The 20,131-nt window shown below is 64.7% G+C and carries 16 protein-coding genes; 13 read left to right on the top strand and 3 right to left on the bottom strand.

The genetic code is table 11. The features are described 5' to 3' along the window. Positions 1-140 precede the first annotated feature (140 nt). Positions 141-821: an MBL fold metallo-hydrolase gene (locus tag ABIA40_RS31810; RefSeq protein WP_271541674.1), complete on the top strand. Its 681-nt coding sequence runs from the start codon at positions 141-143 to the stop codon at positions 819-821. 80 nt (positions 822-901) lie between these two features. On the opposite strand, the gene ABIA40_RS31805 is transcribed toward ABIA40_RS31810, so the two are convergent. Next, positions 902-1,267 (bottom strand): helix-turn-helix domain-containing protein, encoded by a 366-nt coding sequence (locus ABIA40_RS31805; RefSeq protein ID WP_271541672.1) that lies wholly within the window; start codon positions 1,265-1,267, stop codon positions 902-904. A gap of 194 nt (positions 1,268-1,461) precedes the next feature. Between ABIA40_RS31805 and ABIA40_RS31800 the strand changes: the two genes are divergently transcribed. Next, the gene (locus tag ABIA40_RS31800) at positions 1,462-1,764 is read left to right on the top strand and encodes a hypothetical protein (RefSeq protein ID WP_246732347.1); all 303 of its coding nucleotides are present in this window, start codon (positions 1,462-1,464) and stop codon (positions 1,762-1,764) included. A 204-nt stretch (positions 1,765-1,968) separates the two neighbouring features. On the opposite strand, the gene ABIA40_RS31795 is transcribed toward ABIA40_RS31800, so the two are convergent. Further along, positions 1,969-3,168 (bottom strand): PHB depolymerase family esterase, encoded by a 1,200-nt coding sequence (locus ABIA40_RS31795; RefSeq protein ID WP_404545193.1) that lies wholly within the window; start codon positions 3,166-3,168, stop codon positions 1,969-1,971. A gap of 475 nt (positions 3,169-3,643) precedes the next feature. Here ABIA40_RS31795 and ABIA40_RS31790 point away from each other — a divergent pair, with 475 nt between their 5' ends. Continuing rightward, a complete protein-coding gene (locus ABIA40_RS31790) occupies positions 3,644-4,879 on the top strand; it encodes an LLM class flavin-dependent oxidoreductase (RefSeq protein WP_157285327.1) in 1,236 nt (411 codons plus the stop codon). Between the two features lie 239 nt (positions 4,880-5,118). Further along, the gene (locus ABIA40_RS31785; RefSeq protein ID WP_404545190.1) at positions 5,119-6,495 is read left to right on the top strand and encodes a cytochrome P450; all 1,377 of its coding nucleotides are present in this window, start codon (positions 5,119-5,121) and stop codon (positions 6,493-6,495) included. Positions 6,496-6,773: 278 nt separating this feature from the next. Here ABIA40_RS31785 and ABIA40_RS31780 read toward each other — a convergent pair whose 3' ends face one another. After that, complete coding sequence (locus ABIA40_RS31780) at positions 6,774-7,613, bottom strand: SDR family NAD(P)-dependent oxidoreductase (protein ID WP_225126174.1); 840 nt, start codon at positions 7,611-7,613, stop codon at positions 6,774-6,776. A gap of 179 nt (positions 7,614-7,792) precedes the next feature. Here ABIA40_RS31780 and ABIA40_RS31775 point away from each other — a divergent pair, with 179 nt between their 5' ends. The 9 genes from ABIA40_RS31775 to ABIA40_RS31735 all read left to right on the top strand — a co-directional run bounded on the left by ABIA40_RS31775 (position 7,793) and on the right by ABIA40_RS31735 (position 19,973). Then, positions 7,793-8,764 (top strand): sensor histidine kinase, encoded by a 972-nt coding sequence (locus tag ABIA40_RS31775; protein WP_157285324.1) that lies wholly within the window; start codon positions 7,793-7,795, stop codon positions 8,762-8,764. Positions 8,765-9,174: 410 nt separating this feature from the next. After that, entirely contained in the window at positions 9,175-10,911 is a 1,737-nt protein-coding gene (locus ABIA40_RS31770) for a bifunctional diguanylate cyclase/phosphodiesterase (RefSeq protein ID WP_271541840.1), read from the top strand. 264 nt (positions 10,912-11,175) lie between these two features. Then, positions 11,176-12,618 carry a sigma-54 interaction domain-containing protein gene (locus tag ABIA40_RS31765; RefSeq protein WP_404545186.1) on the top strand — a complete coding sequence of 481 codons (1,443 nt, stop codon included), beginning with the start codon at positions 11,176-11,178 and terminating at the stop codon, positions 12,616-12,618. A 245-nt stretch (positions 12,619-12,863) separates the two neighbouring features. Further along, positions 12,864-14,891 carry an acyl CoA:acetate/3-ketoacid CoA transferase gene (locus ABIA40_RS31760; RefSeq protein WP_404545183.1) on the top strand — a complete coding sequence of 676 codons (2,028 nt, stop codon included), beginning with the start codon at positions 12,864-12,866 and terminating at the stop codon, positions 14,889-14,891. 111 nt (positions 14,892-15,002) lie between these two features. Further along, entirely contained in the window at positions 15,003-16,187 is a 1,185-nt protein-coding gene (locus ABIA40_RS31755) for a substrate-binding domain-containing protein (protein WP_271541655.1), read from the top strand. Positions 16,188-16,388: 201 nt separating this feature from the next. Beyond that, a complete protein-coding gene (locus ABIA40_RS31750) occupies positions 16,389-17,165 on the top strand; it encodes an ABC transporter ATP-binding protein (protein ID WP_271541653.1) in 777 nt (258 codons plus the stop codon). Then, entirely contained in the window at positions 17,162-17,884 is a 723-nt protein-coding gene (locus ABIA40_RS31745; RefSeq protein WP_109142068.1) for an ABC transporter ATP-binding protein, read from the top strand. The genes ABIA40_RS31750 and ABIA40_RS31745 overlap by 4 nt, the downstream gene beginning before the upstream one ends. Then, on the top strand, positions 17,881-18,891 hold the full coding sequence (locus tag ABIA40_RS31740) for a branched-chain amino acid ABC transporter permease (protein ID WP_271541651.1): 1,011 nt from the start codon (positions 17,881-17,883) through the stop codon (positions 18,889-18,891). The genes ABIA40_RS31745 and ABIA40_RS31740 overlap by 4 nt, the downstream gene beginning before the upstream one ends. Next, positions 18,888-19,973 carry a branched-chain amino acid ABC transporter permease gene (locus ABIA40_RS31735; RefSeq protein ID WP_157285318.1) on the top strand — a complete coding sequence of 362 codons (1,086 nt, stop codon included), beginning with the start codon at positions 18,888-18,890 and terminating at the stop codon, positions 19,971-19,973. Before ABIA40_RS31740 ends, ABIA40_RS31735 begins: the two co-directional genes overlap by 4 nt. Positions 19,974-20,131 lie beyond the last annotated feature (158 nt).

Raw genomic sequence — 20,131 nt, 5'->3', positions numbered from 1 at the left:
ACGCCTTGCGCGGGAGAACGCGACAGCAACGCCCCGGTTCAAATTGGCAGGCCAATTGGGACGGCCGTGTGACGGTTGTTCCCCGGTGCGGGGACGAATCTTTTGCTTGGCGGCTCGGCAAAAATCGGCATTGTGAGGCCATGACCGAGCAAAACGACACTCAAGAATCCCGGCAAGCGAAGGCGGGCGCGATCATCGTTCCCGTGACGCTGTTCGAACAGAACTGCACCATCATCTGGGACGAGCCTTCCAAGAAGGCCGTGGTGATCGATCCCGGCGGCGACGTGCCGAAGATCCTGGACGCGATCAAGCAGACCGGCGTCACCGTGGAGAAGATCTGGCTGACCCACGGTCATATCGACCACGTCGGCGGCGCGGCCGAGCTGCGCGATGCGCTCAAGGTGCCGATCGAGGGACCGCATGTCGCGGACAAGTTCCTGCTCGACAACGTCGTGGCGAGCGGCGCGCGCTTCGGCATGACCGGAGGACGCGATTTCACGCCCGACCGCTGGCTCGACGAGGGCGACAGCGTGTCGATCGGCGGCTTGCAGTTCGACATCCTGCATTGTCCGGGTCATTCGCCCGGCAGCGTGGTGTTCTTCAACAATGATCTGCGGTTTGCCCATGTCGGCGACGTCCTGTTCGCCGGCTCGGTCGGACGCACCGACCTGCCCGGCGGCAGTCACGCCACGCTGATCAGTTCGATCAAGACGAAATTGCTGCCGCTCGGCGACGATGTCGGCTTCATCTGCGGCCACGGCGCCGGCTCGAGCATCGGCCAGGAGCGGATGACCAATCCGTTCATCACCGGCGAGATGTAGGCTTATTGCTCGCGCATGATCTAGTCGGAAAACCGCTTCACTCTTTACGCGAGCGCGGCCCTTCGGGTCCGGATCATGCGCTATTCGGCAGCCTCGGTGAGCACGGGCTCGCCGAGGTTTCGTTCACCCCATTCGCGGATCGCCGCGACGACGGGCACAAAACTCTTTCCTTTTCGCGTCAGGCGGTACTCGACCTTCGGCGGCACCTCGCCGAAATCCTTGCGGTCGATCAGGCCGCTCATCGTCAACGCCTTCAATTCGCGGCTGAGCACGCGCGGGGTGATCTCGGCGCTGCCTGACGCGCCGCGCAGCAAGCCGCTTCTGATCTCGCCGTAGCGGCGCGGGCCGTCCTTGAGATCCCAGACGATGCGCAGCTTGTATTTGCCGCTGATCATCTTCTGAAACGCCGCAACCGGACAGATGCGCGCGGGAGACGTCTTCGCCATGTCGTTTCCTCCATGTGGAAGATTCTTGTTTTGACGCGTTTTCTCTACGCGAACCGGTACCACTTCGCTCGAAAACGCTATGCGACGAGGATAGGAGCAACGGCAAAAAAGTCCATACTATCAATTTTGTCCATACTTGCGGGATCGCATGCAAGGCTCAGATGATGGCGCACAAGACGAACAGGGAGCGTCACATGAAGCACTTCATGATCAGATACGAGTTCAAGAACGGCACGACGGAGGAGTGGCACCGCGAGATCGGCCGCTTCATCAGGGCGATCGACGCCGATGCGGAGCTGAAGGGAAGGATCGGGTATCGTTGCCTGAAGCATCGCGACGACGGCAGCTATCTCCACTTCGCCAGCGTCGCCGACGATGCTGCGCAGAAAACGCTGCAATCGCGCGACTTCTTCAAGCACTACCAGGAGGTGACGCGGAAGGTCGCAGGCGGCGAGGTGACGGTGACGCCGGTCGAGGTGATCGATCAGACGGGGTAGCTTTTCGCGGAGCTGAATTGAAGCCGCCGCTACAAACTCCGCTGTCATCCCGGACAAGCGCAAGCGCAGATCCGGGATCCATAACCACAGGGAGATGTGGTTACGGGGACTCGGAGTCACCTCTTCGTGCCCAACTTTGTCCTGTGGCTATGGGTCCCGGATCGGCGCGCGCTTCAGGCGCGCTTCTCCGGGACGACAGCGGGGCTACTTCATCAGCCCCGCGGCCGTGAGCGCGCGCGTGATGATCTGGCCGAGGTCGAAGCCGCGCGCCTTCTCGCCCTGCGGCTCGGCCGGCTCCGCGGCGACGAGGGTGCGGATCGAGCGGGCGAGATGCGGCGCGGGCGAGAGCGCCGGCTTCGCGGCAGGCTTCGTCGCGGACTTCGTCGTGGATTTGGCTTCCGCCTTCGTCGTCGCGGCGTCCGCAATCCAGCCGGTGAGGCCGAAGAACTTTGCGATGTGGTAGGACGAGGAGATGCCGGCCTCGATCAGGAAGGCGCCTTCGATGCCGTAGCGCTGATCGTTGTCGGCGAGCCCCAGCGGCGTGCCGTGCGCCATGTCGGTGATGGCATAGGACTCGACCAGCGTCTCGCCGTCCTCGTCCCACCAGGCCTGGCGCGGATAGCCGTCGACATTGGTCTCCGCCATCGGCAGTTCGGGCAGGCCATGCAGGTCGAGCCATTGCTTGACGATCTCGTTGGCATTGCCGGGATTGACGGTGCGGTCGGCGCTGCCGTGCCACACCGAGACCCTCGGCCAAGGGCCGCGATGGTCGGAGGCGCTGCGCACGAGATCGCCGAGCTCGCGCGAAGGGCGCGCCGGGGAATGAAACATGCCGTCGAGCGCCTCGCGCAAGTTCGAGGCGATGCCGTAAGGCAGCCCGGCAATGATCGCGCCGGCCGCGAAAACTTCCGGATAGGTCGCGAGCATCACCGAGGTCATGCCGCCGCCGGCCGACAGGCCGGTGATGAAGACGCGCCTGGGATCGATGCGATGCGTCTTCACCATGTGCGCGATCATCGCGCGGATCGAACGCGGCTCGCCGCTGTCCCGCGCGGTGTCCTCCGGATTGAACCAGTTGAAGCAGGTGTTGGCATTGTTGATGCGCTGCTGCTCGGGCATCAATAGCGCAAAGCCGTAATGTTGCGCGAGCGTCGACCAGCCCGCGCCGAGATCGTAAGCGGCCGCCGTTTGCCCGCAGCCATGCAGCACGACGACGAGCGCGCGCGGCCGCTGCAATTGCGCCGGCACGAACGCGAACATGCGCAAGGCGCCGGGATTGTCGCCGAAGCCGGTGACCTCCTGCAGCGGGCTAGATCCATCTGCACCGCGGCCGGGCTCGGCGAAGCGCAGTCCGTCCAGCCGGGGCAGACGTCTCAAGAGGTCGATGTTTCTGGCTAACGACACGGCAAGTTCCTGGTGGGCGACGTTCAACGTCCAGCCCAACCAGATAGTTGCTGCGGCGCAAAATAAAAAGACCGTGCGCTGTCAATCTCGGGAAATTGGCTGAGAATCCGCAAGAATCCGCACGCATTAACCGCAACGTCGCAATCTCGTGCCGGTGCGCGGCGCATCCGCGCGGGAAATGGGGCGCCGATCATGACGAATGTCACAAATGACACGAGCGAGGCGAGGAATTCTGCGCGCGCTGATTGTGAGGCTTCGACGTGGAGGTGTCGAACGCGAATGAAGGGACCCGCCCAATCGCGCTGCGTGTCGTAGTCGTGATGAAGCGCGAAGCGGGCGAGGACTACGCAACGTCTCGCTTGCCGCCGCGCATGCCTGCATTCCACCGCGCGGGACATCGCGTGATTGCGTTCGTGCCGTCAGGCACGTAGCCTGACTCGACCAACAAACAGAAAATTCAGCCGGAGAGACCGCCATGGCGCGCCTGAAGTTCGGAGCCTTTCTTGCCCCGCATCACCCGATCGGGGAGCATCCGATGCTCCAGTTCCGGCGCGATCTCGACCTGGTCGAGCAGCTGGATGCGCTCGGCTATGACGAATTCTGGTGCGGCGAGCATCATTCCTCGGGCTGGGAGATGATCGCCTCGCCCGAGATGTTCCTGGCCGCCGCCGGCGAGCGCACCAAGCGGATCAAGCTCGGCACCGGCGTGGTGTCGCTGCCCTATCACCATCCCTTCAACGTCGCCCAGCGCATGGTGCAGCTCGACCACATGACCGGCGGCCGCGCCATTTTCGGCTCCGGACCGGGCGCGCTCGCCTCCGATGCGCACACGCTTGGCATCGATCCGATGACGCAGCGCGACCGTCAGGACGAGGCGATCGGCATCATCCGCCGCCTTTTCAACGGCGAGCGCGTCACCGCCAGGAGCGACTGGTTCACGATGAACGACGCCGCACTGCAGATCCTGCCCCTGCAGGAGGAGATGCCGTTCGTGGTGGCCTCGCAGATCTCGCCCTCCGGCATGACGCTGGCCGGCAAATACGGCATCGGCATCATCTCGCTGGGCTCGATGACGACGCAGGGCCTGATGTCGCTGCAGCAGCAATGGCAGTTCGCCGAGGATGCCGCCAAGAAGCACGGAACCACAGTGCGTCGCGCCGACTGGCGCGTGCTCCTGACCTGGCACATCGCCGAGACACGTGAACAAGCCCGCCGCGAGGCCGGCGCCGGCCTGATGCGCTGGCACAACGAATATAATGTCGGCACGCTGCAGCGGCCGGGCCTCACCGCGTTCTCCTCGCCCGACGAGGCAGTCGACAAGACCGCCTTCGTCGAGGGCGCGGCGTCCACCATCGGCACGCCCGACGATCTCGTCAAGACCATCAAGAACGTGATGCAGGTCTCCGGCGGCGTCGGCGCCATCATCGGCTTCGTGCACGACTGGGCCAATCCGGAAAACACCCGCCGGAGCTGGGACATGGTGGCGCGCTACGTCGTGCCGGAGATCAACGGCTATATCGACGGTCTTCGCAAGTCGCAGAAATTCGTGATCGAGAACCGCGCGATCTTCGAGCGTGCCGGCCAGGCTGTGATGGCCAAGATCATGGAGAACGAGAAGGCCGCCGAGGCGCTGAAGGTCACCGGCCCCGGCCGTGTCGCCATTCCCGCCGTCAACGCGCCGGATCTGCAGAAGGAAGCGGCGAAGCGTTAGGCACTCCACTCGTCGTCCCGGGGCGCGCGCAGCGCGCCCGGGACCCATAACCACAGGATGCGGATTTACGAAGACTCGGAGCTACCAGCCTCGCACCAAAACTCCTCCCTGTGGTTATGGGTCCCCGCCTCCGCGGGGACGACGGCGGTGGGAGTGACGATTTTGTGCGCAAGACGACCGCAGCTCATCGCGCCCGGATCGTGCTATGTTTGCTGGGCTAGGCAATCGGAGCAATCGTCATGTCGATGCAGAATGTGGCCGCCCCTGCGCTTCCGTTCACTCCGCCCCGGCGCAACGAGCTGACCCACATTCCCGGTGACGAAGGCTGGCCGATCATCGGCAAGACCTTTCAGGTGCTCGCCGATCCCAAGGGCCATATCGAGGCCAATGCCGCCAAATACGGTCTGGTCTATCGCACGCACTTTTTCGGCGAGACCAATGTCGTGCTGCTCGGGCCCGAGGCCAACGAGCTCGTGCTGTTCGACCAGCAGAAGCTGTTCTCCTCGACCCATGGCTGGGACAAGGTGCTGGGGCTGTTGTTTCCGCGCGGATTGATGCTGCTGGATTTCGAGGAGCATCGCCTGCATCGCAAGGCGCTCTCGGTCGCGTTCAAGTCCGGGCCGATGAAGTCCTATCTCGGCGACCTCGACCGCGGCATCTCCGCGCGCGTCGCGCAGTGGAAGGCAAAGCCCGGCGAGATGCAGCTTTATCCGGCGATGAAGCAGCTCACGCTCGATCTCGCCGCGGCCTCGTTCCTCGGCGCCGATATCGGGCCCGAGGTCGACGAGATCAACCGCGCCTTCGTCGACATGGTGGCCGCCGCCGTCACCCCGATCCGCCGCCCCCTGCCCGGCACCCAGATGGCGCGGGGGGTGAAGGGACGCAAGCGCATCATCGCCTATTTCCGCGAGCAGATTCCGCTGCGGCGCGGCAATCACGGCGGCGACGATCTGTTCTCGCAGCTCTGCCGCGCCACCCATGAGAACGGCGCGCTGCTGTCGGACCAGGACATCATCGACCATATGAGCTTCCTGATGATGGCCGCGCACGACACGCTGACCTCGTCGCTGACCTCCTTCATCGGCGAGCTCGCCGCCAATCCGGACTGGCAGGACCGGCTGCGCGCGGAGGTGCTCGCGCTCGGCCTCGCCTCCGGCGCGCCGACCAGCTTCGACGATCTCGAGAAGATGCCGCTGACCGAGATGGCGTTCAAGGAAGCGCTGCGGCTCAAGCCGCCGGTGCCGTCGATGCCGCGCCGCGCGATGCGCGATTTCAGCTTCAAGGGTTTTGCGATCCCCGCCGGCACGGCGATCGGCATCAACCCGCTCTATACCCACCACATGAAGGAGATCTGGCCGGAGCCGGACCGCTTCGATCCCCTGCGCTTCACCGAGGAAGCCCAGCGTGGCCGCCACCGCTTCGCCTTCGTGCCGTTTGGCGGCGGCGCGCATATGTGCCTCGGCCTGCACTTCGCCTACATGCAGGCGAAATGCTTCGCGCGGCATTTCCTGGAGAATATCGAAGTGTCGCTCGCGCCAGGCTACAAGCCGGACTGGCAGATGTGGCCGATCCCGAAGCCGCGGGACGGGCTGCGGGTGAAGGTGAAGGCGGTGTAGCTTTTCGTGTCCCGGACGCCCGAAGCGCGAGCCGGGACCTAGATTGCCACAGGCAAGCTGCGGATGGATGGGCCCCCGGCTCTGCGGAGCGGCGCTTCGCGCCGCACCGCGTCCGGGGCACGAGACTATCCGCTACACCCCCTCGTCGAACGCCTTGCGCAATAGAACTCGTAGGGTGGGCAAAGGCGCGGAGCGCCGTGCCCACGATTTGCCGCGACGGAAAGAATGGTGGGCACGCTTCGCTTTGCCCACCCTACTGCACCGTCATCTGCCGCCGCCTACGCCCCTTGATCGAACGCCTTGCGCAAAGCCACATAGCCCTGCTGCTGTTGACTCCAGTTGCGGCCGCCGGTCATGGCGCCGTCGACGACGAGGTCGTGGCCGTTGATGAAGCTGGATTCGTCGCTGGCCAGGAACACTGCGGCCTGGGCGATATCTTCAGGAAGACCCGCGCGGGGGATCGGCTGCGCGGTCTTGTAGACCTCGCGCATCACCGCCGGCGTCTTCTCGGCGGCATCGGTCGAGAGCCCCAGCGCCTTGCCGAAGATGCCGGTCGCGATCGCGCCGGGCGAGATCGAATTGACGCGAACGTTGGACTCGCCGAGCTCCATCGCCACGCATTTGGTGAGATGGATCACCGCCGCCTTGGCCGCGCCATAGACCATCGACGACGAGAAGCCGGCGAGGCGGCCGGCAATGCTGCCATTGTTGATAATGCTGCCCCCGCCCTGCTTCTTCATGTAGGGCGCGGCGTGCTTCATGCCGAGCATGACGCTGCGCACCAGCGTCGCCATGGCCGCATCGAACCGCTCGACCTCAAGGCCTTCAATGCCGCCGGTCTGTGCCGGCCCGCCGGCATTGTTGAACAGGCAATCGATCCTGCCGAACTTGTCGACCGCGAGCGCGATCAGCGCCTGCATCTGCGCTTCGACGGTGACGTCGGTCTGACGGAAGATGCAGCTTTCCCCGAGCTGCTTCGCCAGCGCCTCGCCTTCCGGTACGCGCCGGCCTGCGATCACAATTTTGGCACCTTCAGCAACGAAGACTTCCGCAGTGCGCAATCCGATGCCGCTCGTCGCCCCCGTGATCACCGCAACCTTGCCGTCCAGCCTGCCCATGGAATTTTCCTGTTTTCGAGTGATTTGATGCCAAATGGCGAATGCCGGCCGCCGCCGTCGCCGCAGCGGTCACTATTCCTGCCCGCTTCCGACAAGGCAAGCTATGCTTCAAGGGGCGGCATGCGTAACATCCTCACGGGCCGCTCGATCGTCGAACGCCTATCGCAACCAGGCAGGGCATGAGGAAGCTGATCGAGGAGTTCCGCAAGGGCTGGCAGGGTGCGGCGCCGCCCTCGGTCGGTCTAAGCATCGGCTTTGCGGTGGTCTGCCTGTTGGCTGCAACCCTGGTCCGCTGGGGCCTCGCTCAGGTTCGTCCCGACATCTATTTCACGCCGTACTTCCCAGCCGTCTTCTTTGCTGCGGCCGTGGGCGGATTCCGGATCGGCATCGTGACGGCGCTCGTCGGCGGCGTGCTCGGCGTCGCGCTGAATTTCGGCGATGCGTTTGCCGATCGCGCGCGGTTTGTCCTGCTGGCGCTTTACTGGGCCGTGTGCGCGATCACCATCTGGGGTGTCGAGCACTATCGCACCATGCTGGCCGAGCAGCGCCGAATTTCCAGACGCCTGATCGAGGAAGAAGATTATCGCAAGCTGCTGGTCGAGGAGCTCCAGCATCGGCTGAAGAACAAGCTGTCGACGGTGCATGCCGTGGTGCACCAGGTGTTGCACGACCAGCCGCAGGTCTGGGCCCGGGTCGATCCGCGGCTGCGCTCGCTGGCCGCAACCGATGATCTGATTTCGCGGATCGACAAGGCCGGCTGCGACATCCGCGACCTCCTGATCTCCGAGCTCGGGCCTTACGGCCATGTCCGTTTCACGCTCAACGGCGAGCGGCTGTTCCTGCCGCCCAAGCTCGCGGTCACGCTGTCATTGATGTTTCACGAGCTTGCCACCAATGCAGGCAAGTATGGCGCATTCTCCTCACCGCGCGGTCTGTTGCAGGTGTCATGGACCATCACCGACGACCGCCTGACGATCACCTGGGACGAAACCGAAGGACCGAGCGTGGACAAGGTGTCGGAGCCCGGCTTCGGCACCAAGCTCTTGAAGTCGGCACTGTCGGCCTTCGACGGCAAAACAGAGATCTCATATCTGAAAACCGGGCTGCATTGCATCATGCAGTGTCGAATTCCACGAAGCGACGAGCGGTAAGGCTCAAGTGTCGCAACGTGGGAGGTGCGCTCCCTCACCCGCTTGCGCAGGGCAATCGCATTTGGATTTTGCAGAGGTCGTCATGCCCGGGCTTGGCCCGGGCATCCACGTTCTTTGTGCCGCGTGAACGGCGTGGATGGCCGGGACAAGCCCGGCCATGACGCTGTGGAGCCAGTCGGTGCCCATAGCCACACCTGATCCTGCGTCAGACTCGAAAGCACTCCGATCGCAGTTTTTCATGCGGCGTTGACGCTCCGTTAATGACGATCGCCAGCGCGCGTCGGATCGTCGCAAGTTTTCTCCAAAACACCCCCGTATTTCTCCTGACCCCTTAACCAAACTTAAGAGGGAACTGCGGAAGATCGCGCCCATTGCAAAGGCGCGCTGAAACAACAAGATTCATGACTTCTATGAACGACAACCAATATTCCGGCGCGACTGAAGCGGAGCTCGGTTTTCTCAAGGAAATCGTTAGAATGCTGCCGGCCGGCCTCACCGTGCAGGACGCGCATGGCGAGCTGTTGCTGGTCAACGATGCCGCCGCCGCGCAGCTCGGCCTGGATGGCAGCCGTCCTTCACCCGATCTGACGCCGCGGCGCGAAGCCTGCCGCCAGGCCCTGAGCGACGGGCAGCCGGTCGTGACCGAGGAAGCGCTTCACGTGGGCGCTGCGCGAAAGGTGCTGCTCACGACCCATCGCCCCGTTCGTCTCGACGGACGCGAGCTGCTGATCTCGGCATCCTCCGACATCACCGAGCAGAAGAATTTCGAGGACCAGCTGTTCCGCTCGGCCTATTTCGACGAGCTGACCGGGCTGCCCTCGCGCCGCGTGATCGAGCACCGCGCCAACGCCCTGCTCGCGCGCGACGACGGCGGCGGAGGCTTTGCGTTGGCCTTCCTCGACGTCGACAATTTCAAGCACATCAACGATTATTACGGCCACGCCGTGGGCGACGCGCTGCTGGTCGAGCTGTCGAAGCGGCTCGGACGGGACTTGCGCGATTCCGACATGCTCTCGCGCATCTCGGGGGACGAATTCCTGCTGCTGCTGTCACCGATCCAGAGCCAGGAGGAAGTCGCCGAATTCATGCAATCGACGCTGGAGCGGCTGACCGCGCCGTTCTTCATCGACCATTCGGAAGTATTCGCCTCGACCTCAGTCGGCATCAGCCTCTATCCCGACCATGGACGCAGCTTCGAGACGCTGCGGCAGAACGCGGACATCGCGATGTACCGCATCAAGAACAACGGCAAGGGACTGGCCGCGTTCTTCGACGCCAGCATGGAGCGCGAGGCTCAGGCGCGGATGAAGGTCGAGCAGTCGCTGCGGCTCGCCATCCTGGAAAAGCGCTTCTGCTGCGCCTTCCAGTCCAAGGTCGATATCCGAACGCAAGCGGTGAAGGGCATCGAGGCTTTGGTCCGCCTGCGCGACGACGAAGGCGTGATCCAGGCGCCCGGCTCGTTCATCGATCTTGCCAGTGAGCTCGGCCTGATCGACGAGCTGACCCATCTCGTGCTCGCCGAGATCGTCAAGTCGATCGACCTGATCAACGACACGTTCGGCCCGGAAGCGACCATCAGCATCAACGTCGCCGCCAAGCAGGCCGGCAATCCCGAGTTCATGCGCAGCTTTGCGCAGGCGCTGGAAGAGACCGGCTTTCCCCAGCGGTTCATGATCGAGGTGACGGAAGATGCTTTCGTCGCCAAGAATCATTTTCAGGACGAGATTCTGCCGATGTTCCGCAAGCTCGGCGTCGGCGTCTCCATCGACGATTTCGGCACCGGCTATTCCTCGCTCTCGGCGCTGGCCGACATCACCGCCGACGAGATCAAGATCGACCGCTCCTTCATCACCGACATTCATAAGCGCCCGCGCAGCCAGGGCATCCTGCGCGCGATCGAATCCTTGAGCGAGGCGCTCGGCATGACGGTGATCGCCGAAGGCCTCGAAACCTACGAGGAGCTGGCCTATCTGCAGGCGGCGACCAAGATCCGCTACGCACAGGGCTATTATTTCTCCCGGCCGATCTTCCTGGAGGAGCTGAAGCTCGCAACGCCCTCCTCGAGCGAAGCGCGGGTCAGCATGGCAAGCCGCCCGGCGCAACAGAACCGCCAGGGCTATTCGCGGGCGAGCGGGTACCGGCGGTAGGGGCGGCGCCGGCGCAACACATACCGCTGTCGTCCCGGGGCGCGCAAAGCGCGAGCCCGGGACCCATAACCACAAGACGTGGTTTGGCGCCAAGACGTCACTCCGAGTCCCCGTAGTCACATCTCCCTGGGGGTATGGGTCCCGGATCTGCGCTTCGCTTGTCCGGGACGACGGCTGAGTATGGGGCGCACCCCGATGCCGAATTCCCCCTTTGAAATCGCTGCACTTTTGCTAATACACGGGCGGACCTCCCCGAGGTATCTCATGCCTGCCGCCACCTCCTCGATCAGCGATCCCGCCTATCTCCGTGCGCGCGCGATGGAGACGCTGTTCGAGCGGCTGGAGAAGCTCTGCGAGGGCGCGATTGCGATCGATCGCGGCGGGCGCGTCGTCTACGTCAACGAGAAATATCTTGCCGCGCTCGGTCTCGACCATGCCAGCGAGGCGATCGGCCGGTCGATCGAGGAGGTCATCCCGAACAGCCTGATGCGGAAGGTGGCCGAGACCGGCGAGCCGATCCTGCTCGACATTATGGAGCTCGGCGGCGAGCAGCTCGTCGTCACCCGAATGCCGATCGAGGACGAGGACGGGACGGTGATCGGCGCGATCGGGTTCGTGCTCTATGATCATCTCGAAAGCCTGAAGCCCCTGCTCGCCCGCGTCGCCCAGCTCGAGAGCGATCTGCGGCTGGCTCGGCGGCAATTGTCCAACGCCCGCGCGGCGCGCTTCACCTTCGCCGATTTCGTCGGCACGACGCCGGCGATCGCGCGCGCCAAGGAGATCGCCAGCCGCGCCGCGCGGCAGAGCGTCACGGTCCTGCTCACCGGCGAGACCGGAACGGGCAAGGAGATGCTGGCGCAGGCGATCCACAACGCCTCCTCGCGCGCCGACAAGCCGTTCGTCAGCGTCAACGTCGCCGCGATCCCCGAGACGCTGATCGAGTCGGAGTTCTTCGGCACTGCGCCGGGCGCCTATACCGGCGCCGACCGACGGGGACGCGAGGGCAAGTTCCGCATCGCCGACGGCGGCACGCTGTTTCTCGACGAGATCGGCGAGATGCCGCTGCAATTGCAGGCCAAGCTGCTGCGGGTGCTGCAGGAGCGCGAGATCGAGCCGCTCGGCTCGGACAAGATCACCAGGGTCGACGTCCGCGTCATCGCCGCGACCAATGTGGACCTGCGCAAGCGTGTCAGCGACGGCGCATTTCGCGCCGATCTCTACTACCGCCTCAACGTGCTTTCGGTCGACCTGCCGCCGCTGCGTCAGTGCCTCGACGATCTCCCCGACATTTGCGCCCGGCTGCTCGACGACATCAGCGCGTCGGGCGACTACGTCAAGGCGAAGATCACGCCGAGCGCGCTCGCCGCGCTCGCCCGTTACGATTGGCCGGGCAATGTCCGCGAGCTCCGCAACATCCTCGAGCGCGCGCTCATCCTCAGCGATTCCGGGCGGCTCACCGGCGAGGATGTCGCCCGCATTCTCCCCATCGGCACCGAGGTCAGGCTTGCACCGGCCGAGCGCCCGGCCGGATTGGTGGTACCCTATGCCGAAGCCGAGGCCGAGTTCGAGAAGCAGACGCTCGAACAGGCGCTCGCCGCCAGCAACGGCCAGATCACCGAGGCCGCCCGGATGCTGCGGATCTCGCGCGCGACCTTTTACAAGAAGCTCGCCAAGTTCGGCCTCGCCGCGGGATCGGCGCCCGTCTGAGTTTCGAGACACCGGACTGTCCGGAGTCTCGGATTCCGGACACCGCACCCGGCTGCTCTTCCGGGACAGATCGCAGGCAATTGCCGCAGATTTCAGCGGTTTTGCGCGACGTTGCGGGATCTGGCGCGGACCTTGCTCTCCGCTTTGCCGTCTTTCCTTCGCGAGGAGCAACCTGTTCCGGGGCAGCGCTTCGCGATAAGATCAAGCACAACAAGGCCTACGGTCCAGGGAGCGGGAGAAACGCCGTGAGCCATCATCCAGCTCTGCCTTACTTACGCAATTCCGAGAAGGGCAAGGTCGTCTCGGCGAATGAAGCCGTCATGCTGATCCGCGACGGCGACACGGTGGCAACTGGCGGCTTCGTCGGCATCGGCTTTGCCGAGGAGATCGCCGTCGCACTGGAGGAGCTCTATCTGTCCCACGAGGGCGATGCGCCCTATACGCAAGGCAAGCCGCGCAATCTGACGCTGGTCTATGCGGCCGGACAGGGCGACGGCAAGCAGCGCGGCCTCAATCATTTCGGACATGAAGGCCTGGTGCGGCGCGTGATCGGCGGGCATTGGGGCCTTGCGCCGAAACTGCAGCAGCTCGCGATTGCGAATCAGATCGAGGCCTACAACCTGCCGCAGGGCGTCATCACCCATCTGTTCCGCGATATCGCCGCGCACCGGCCTGGCCACATCACCCGCGTCGGCATGGGCACCTTCGTCGATCCCCGGCACGGCGGCGGCAAGCTGAACGCACGCACCACCGAAGACCTGGTGGAGCTGATCACGCTGCGCGGCGAGGAATGCCTGCTCTACAAGACGTTCCCGATCGATGTCGGGATCATCCGCGCCACCACCGGCGATCCCGACGGCAATCTCACCATGGAGAAGGAGGCCCTGACGCTGGAGGCGCTCGCCATCGCCATGGCGGCGCATAATTCCGGCGGCATCGTCATCGCCCAGGTCGAGCGCGTCGCCGAGGCCGGCAGCCTCAATCCGCGTCAAGTCAAGATTCCCGGCATCCTCGTCGACTGCGTGGTGGTGTCGAGCCCCGAGAACCACTGGCAGACTTTCGGCACACAGTACAATCCGGCTTTCTCGAGCGAGATCCGGGTCCGCGCCGCCTCGCTACCGGTGATGCCGATCAGCGAGCGCAAGATCATCGCCCGACGCGCGGCGCTGGAGCTGAAGGCCAACAGCGTCGTCAATCTCGGCATCGGCATGCCCGAGGGGATCGCCTCGGTCGCCAATGAAGAGCGGATCATCGACCTCATCACGCTGACGGCGGAGCCGGGCGTGATCGGCGGCATCCCGGCGAGCGGCATCGATTTCGGCGCGGCGATCAACACGCAGGCGGTGATCGACCAGCCGTACCAGTTCGACTTCTACGACGGCGGCGGCCTCGATGCCGCATTCCTCGGCCTTGCCCAGGTCGACCGCGCCGGCAACCTCAATGTCAGCAAGTTCGGACCGAAGCTCGCCGGGGCCGGCGGCTTCATCAACATCAGCCAGAACGCCAAGGAAGTGATCTTCGTGGGCACATTCGGCGCCGGCAAGCAGCGCATCGTGGTGAGGGACGGCAAGCTCGTCATCCTGGACGAGGCCACGTCGCGCAAGTTCGTCGAGACCGTCGAGCACGTCACCTTTAGCGGCCCGTTTGCCGCCGCGCGCAAGCAACGCACCCTTTACGTCACCGAGCGCTGCGTATTCGAGCTCCGGGAAGACGGGCTCGAGCTCGTCGAGGTCGCGCCCGGCATCGACATCGAGCGCGACATCCTGCGCCTGATGGATTTCAAGCCGCTGATCCCGCGCGACCCCGCACTGATGGACGCGCGCATTTTCGGGGACGGGCTGATGGATCTGCGCGAGCGCCTGCTCACCATCCCGCTCGACCAGCGCTTCACACTGGACGAGCAGCAGAACCTGTTCTTCGTCAATCTCGAGCGCTACCCGCTGCGAAGCAAGGCGGAGATCGACACCATCGCCGCCATCGTCGAGGCCCGCCTGGCGCCGCTCGGACGCCGCGTCTACGCCATCGTCAATTATGACAATTTTTCCATCCTGCCGGAACTGATGGACGATTATTCGGCCATGGTGCGCAGCCTCGTCGATCGCTTCTATTCCGGCGTGTCGCGCTACACGACGTCGGGTTTCCTGCGCATCAAGCTCGGCGAAGCCTTGGAGAAACGCGGCGTCGCGCCGCACATCTTTGAAAGCGCGGAGGAAGCGCAGTCGGACTGGCGCCAGATCGAGGGCGGCGCGGCGCGCAAAGAGAGCCAGGCCTAAAAATGATGCATGTTCACGCGCAAGCGCGCTCCGTCGGAAGGTTCAATTGCAATGTTCGTAACGTTGTGCAAATCGCTGTTGGCAGAAACTTTTAAATCAGGAGGGACCATCGTGCGTCGATCACTCATCATAACAACAACCATCCTCGCGCTCGGCGCGGGCACCTCCGCGCTCGCCGACGATCTCAAGATCGCGCTGATCTACGGCAAGACCGGTCCGCTCGAAGCCTACGCCAAGCAGACCGAGACCGGCCTGAAGATGGGTCTCGAATACGCCACCAAGGGCAGCATGACGCTCGACGGCCGCAAGATCGTCATCATCACCAAGGACGACCAGGGCAAGCCTGACCTGGCCAAGGCCGCGCTCTCGGAGGCCTATCAAGACGACAAGGCCGACATCGCGATCGGCACGACCTCGTCGGCCGCGGCGCTTGCCATTCTTCCCGTCGCCGAAGAGAACAAGAAGATCCTGATCGTCGAGCCGGCGGTCGCGGACCAGATTACCGGCGAGAAGTGGAATCGCTACATCTTCCGCACGGCGCGCAACTCCTCGCAGGATGCGATCTCCAACGCGGTCGCGATCGGCAAGCAGGGCGTCACCGTGGCGACGCTGGCGCAGGACTACGCCTTCGGCCGCGACGGCGTCGCCGCGTTCAAGGAGGCGCTCGCCAAGACCGGCGCGACGCTCGCCGCCGAAGAATACGCCCCGACCTCGACGACCGACTTCACCGCGGTCGGCCAGCGCCTGTTCGACGCGCTGAAGGACAAGCCCGGCCGCAAGGTGATCTGGGTGATCTGGGCCGGTGCCGGCAATCCGCTGGCCAAGCTCCAGGACATGGACCCGAAGCGCTACGGCATCGAGCTCTCCACCGGCGGCAACATCCTGCCGGCGCTCGCCGCCTACAAGGGTCTGCCCGGCATGGAAGGCGCGACCTATTATTTCTACGAGATCCCGAAAAACCCGGTGAACGACTGGCTGGTCGCCGAGCACCAGAAGCGCTTCAACGCGCCGCCGGACTTCTTCACCGCGGGCGGCTTTGCGGCCGCGATGTCCGTCGTCGCCGCCGTCACCAAGGCGAAGTCGACCGACACCGAGAAGCTGATCAGCGCGATGGAGGGCCTCGAGTTCGACACGCCGAAGGGCAAGATGGTGTTCCGGAAAGAGGACCATCAGGCACTGCAGAGCATGTATCACTTCAAGGTCAAGGTCGATCCGAACGTCGCCTGGGCCGTGCTCGAGCCGGTGCGCGAGCTGAAGATCGAGGACATGAACGTTCCGATCAAGAACAAGCGGTGAGTTCCACCTCTCCCGCTTGCGGGAGAGGTCGGCGCGTCCCGGGCGATGCGAAGCATCGTCCCGCGCGCCGGGTGAGGGCTTTCTCCTCTTGGGGGTTCTCGCCCGCGGAGACAGCCCTCTCCCCACCCCTCCCCCGCAAGCGGGGGAGGGAGCGCACCGTGACCTGCGGATCTATCTCGTTTCATCCTTTGCCAGACACCCATGCCGCTCACCCTCGAAACCCGCGACCTCACCATCCGCTTCGGCGGCCATGTCGCGGTCAACAATGTCTCCTGCACGTTTCGCCCGGGCGAGCTCACCGCCATCGTCGGGCCGAACGGCGCCGGCAAGACCACCTATTTCAATCTGATCTCGGGCCAGCTGCGGGCATCCGGCGGCAGTATTCTGTTCGACGGCGCCGACATCACTGAGCATTCGGCACCGATGCGCACCCGTGCGGGTCTCGGACGCGCTTTCCAGCTCACCAATCTCTTCCCGAACCTCTCAGTGGAAGAGAATGTCCGCCTCGCGGTGCAGGCGGCGGCGGGCACGCACTACGACATGCTGCGGCCCTGGACGGTGCGCCGCGACCTGATCGCGCGCGCCGACGCCATTCTCGACCAGGTCGCGCTCGGCAATCGCCGCGGCGTCACTGCGACCGCGCTGTCGCATGGCGACCAGCGCAAGCTCGAGGTGGCGCTGATGATCGCGCTGGAGCCGAAAGTCTTCATGTTCGACGAACCGACCGCCGGCATGAGCATCGACGAGGTGCCGATCGTCCTGAACCTGATCGCGCAGCTCAAGCAGGACAGGAGCAAGATCATCCTCCTGGTCGAGCACAAGATGGACGTGGTGCGCTCGCTCGCCGACCGCATCATCGTGCTGCATAACGGGCAGCTGGTGGCGGACGGCGCACCCGCCGAGGTGATCGCCTCACCGATCGTGCAGGAAGCCTATCTCGGCATCGCGCCCAAGAACGCTGCAGGGAGCGCAGCATGAGCGATCTCCTCAAGCTTTCCGGCGTGCACACCCATATCGGGCGCTATCACATCCTCCAGGGCATCGATCTCACGGTGCCGGAAGGACAGGTCACGATGCTGCTCGGCCGCAACGGCGCCGGCAAGACCACGACGCTGCGCACCATCATGGGCCTGTGGCAGGCCTCGAAAGGCGAGATCACCCTGGCAGGCCAGCGCATCGAGAGCCTTGCTACGCCCGACATCGCGCGGCTCGGCGTCGGCTACGTGCCGGAGAGCATGGCAGTGTTCTCCGATCTCACCGTGAAGGAGAACCTGGTGCTGGCGGCGCGCGACGCGCCGCTCGACGACAAGCAGCTGGATTGGATCTTCGGCTTCTTCCCGGCGCTGCGCCGCTTCTGGCTGTCGCGCGCGGGAAGCCTGTCGGGCGGGCAGAAACAAATGTTGTCCATCGCCCGCGCGATCGTCGAGCCGCGCAAGCTGCTCCTGATCGACGAGCCGACCAAGGGCCTCGCGCCCGCCATCGTGATGGCGCTGATCGAGTGCCTGAAGGAGATCAAGCGAAAGGGCGCGACGATCCTGATGGTCGAGCAGAATTTCTTTGCCGCCCGCGAGCTCGGGGACAACGTGCTGGTGATGGACAACGGCACCATCGTTCATCGCGGCGAGATGGCGGCACTCGCCGCCGACGTGCCGCTGCAGGAGCGGCTGCTCGGCCTGAGCCTGGAGGCGCATCAGTGACAGACCTTGCCGCAACCGATCCGCTGCCGAAGCCGAAGCGCGATCTCGCGCCGATCCTGCTGCCGCTCGCGCTCGCGCTGCTGATGATCCCGCTGATCGGATCGACCTCGTCCTGGCTGACCCTGACCGTCGCGAGCCTCGCCATGGGCATGATGATCTTCATCATGGCCTCAGGGCTAACGCTGGTGTTCGGCCTGATGGACGTGCTCAATTTCGGCCACGGCGCCTTCATCGCCGTCGGCGCCTATGTCGCGACCCTGGTGCTGGCGCCGTTCGCGGCGTCCATCCAGGCCGACTCGCTTCTAACGAACCTCGCGGTGCTGGCCCCGGCTGCGCTGCTCTCGATGGCGGTCTCCGGCGCGCTCGGCCTCGTCGTCGAGCGCGTGCTGATCCTCCCCGTCTACGGCCAGCACCTGAAGCAGATCCTGATGACGACCGGCGGCCTCATTGTTGCGGAACAGACGCTCTATGCGCTGTGGGGACCGCAGATCATCCCGATGCCGCTGCCAGCCTCGCTGCGCGGCTCCTTCATCATCGGCGACGTCGCGATCGCCAAGTACCGCGTGCTGGCGATGCTGATCGGGCTTTCCGTCTTCATCGCGATCCAGCTCGTGCTCAACCGCACCAAGCTCGGCCTCCTGATCCGTGCCGGCGTCGAGAACCGCGAGATGGTGGAGGCGCTCGGCTACCGCATCCGCCGCCTGTTCCTCGGCGTGTTCATGACCGGATCGGCGCTGGCCGGACTCGGCGGCGTGATGTGGGCGCTCTATCGCGAGCAGGTGCACGCCTCCATGAGTGACGACCTCACCGTCCTGATCTTCATCGTCGTCATCATCGGCGGGCTAGGATCGATCGGCGGCTGCTTCATCGGCGCCATTCTGGTCGCCATGGTCGCCAATTACGGCGGCTTCCTGGTGCCGAAGCTCGCCCTCGTCTCCAACATCCTGCTGATGGTCGCCATTCTGATGTGGCGGCCGCGCGGCCTCTATGCGGTGACCAGCCGATGATGATCCTCTCAGGCGATCCGCCGCGCAGCCGCGTCCTGACGCTCGTTCTCGTCGTCATCATCCTGGCGCTGGCGGCAACGCCGTTCCTGTTCCCGGGCGCCAAGGCGCTGAACGTCGCGGCCAAGATCTGCGTGTTCGCAGCGCTAGTCGCCTCCTACGATCTGTTGCTCGGCTATACCGGCTCGGTGTCGTTCGCCCACACCATGTTCTACGGCATCGGCAGCTACGCGATCGCCATCGCGCTGTACGGCATGGGTCCGAACTGGGCCGCAGTCGCCACCGGCATCGTCGCCGGCCTGCCGCTCGCAGCCCTGCTTGCGCTCGCCATCGGGCTGTTCTCGCTGCGGGTCGCGGCGATCTTCTTCGCCATGATCACGCTCGCGGTCGCCTCGGCCTTCCAGGTGCTGGCCTCGCAGCTGTCCTGGCTGACCGGCGGTGAGGACGGGCGCAGTTTCCAGCTACCGGAGCTGCTGCGCCCCGGCACGGTGCTGATCTCCAAGAACCTGTTCGGCTTCGAGATCAACGGCCGCATCCTGACCTTCTACCTGGTGTTCGCGATCTCGGGCCTGATGATCCTCGCGCTGCTGCGCGTGGTGAACTCGCCGTTCGGGCGCGTGCTGCAGGCGATCCGCGAAAATCGTTTCCGCGCCGAGGCGCTCGGCTTCCGCACTGTGTTCCACCTGACCTACGCCAACTGCCTCGCCGCCCTCGTCGCGGCCAGCGCCGGCATCCTGAACGCGCTGTGGCTGCGCTATGCCGGTCCCGACACCTCGCTGAGCTTCTCCATCATGCTCGACATCCTGCTGATGGTGGTGATCGGCGGCATGGGCACGATCTACGGCGCGATCATCGGCGCCACCATCTTCATCCTCGCCCAGAACTATCTGCAATCGCTGATGGGCGTCGCCTCCAAGGCGGCGGGCGAAGCCGGGCTGCCGCTGCTGCCGGGGCTGCTGCATCCCGACCGCTGGCTGCTGTGGCTCGGGCTGCTGTTCATCGCCAGCGTCTATTTCTTCCCGACCGGCGTGGTCGGACGGCTGCGCCATGGCGGCGGCAAGAAGTCTGCCGGCCCCTCGCATTAGCCGATGATTTACCATGCGGCGCCGCGATTGCGGCGCGCGAACACAACCGTCGCGTGCGATGCGCGTAGCGCTACGATTGATGCGATCACACCAGCCGGATTAATGCTTAGGTAACTGGCTTTCCTAAGGTTTGCGCCATTTGTGCGGTGTATTCGTGA

It is taken from the genome of Bradyrhizobium sp. USDA 223, from assembly GCF_044909005.1.
Classification (GTDB): domain Bacteria; phylum Pseudomonadota; class Alphaproteobacteria; order Rhizobiales; family Xanthobacteraceae; genus Bradyrhizobium; species Bradyrhizobium yuanmingense.
The sequence above is the reverse complement of the archived record's forward strand: the minus strand, read 5'-3'. Positions and strand labels throughout refer to the sequence as shown.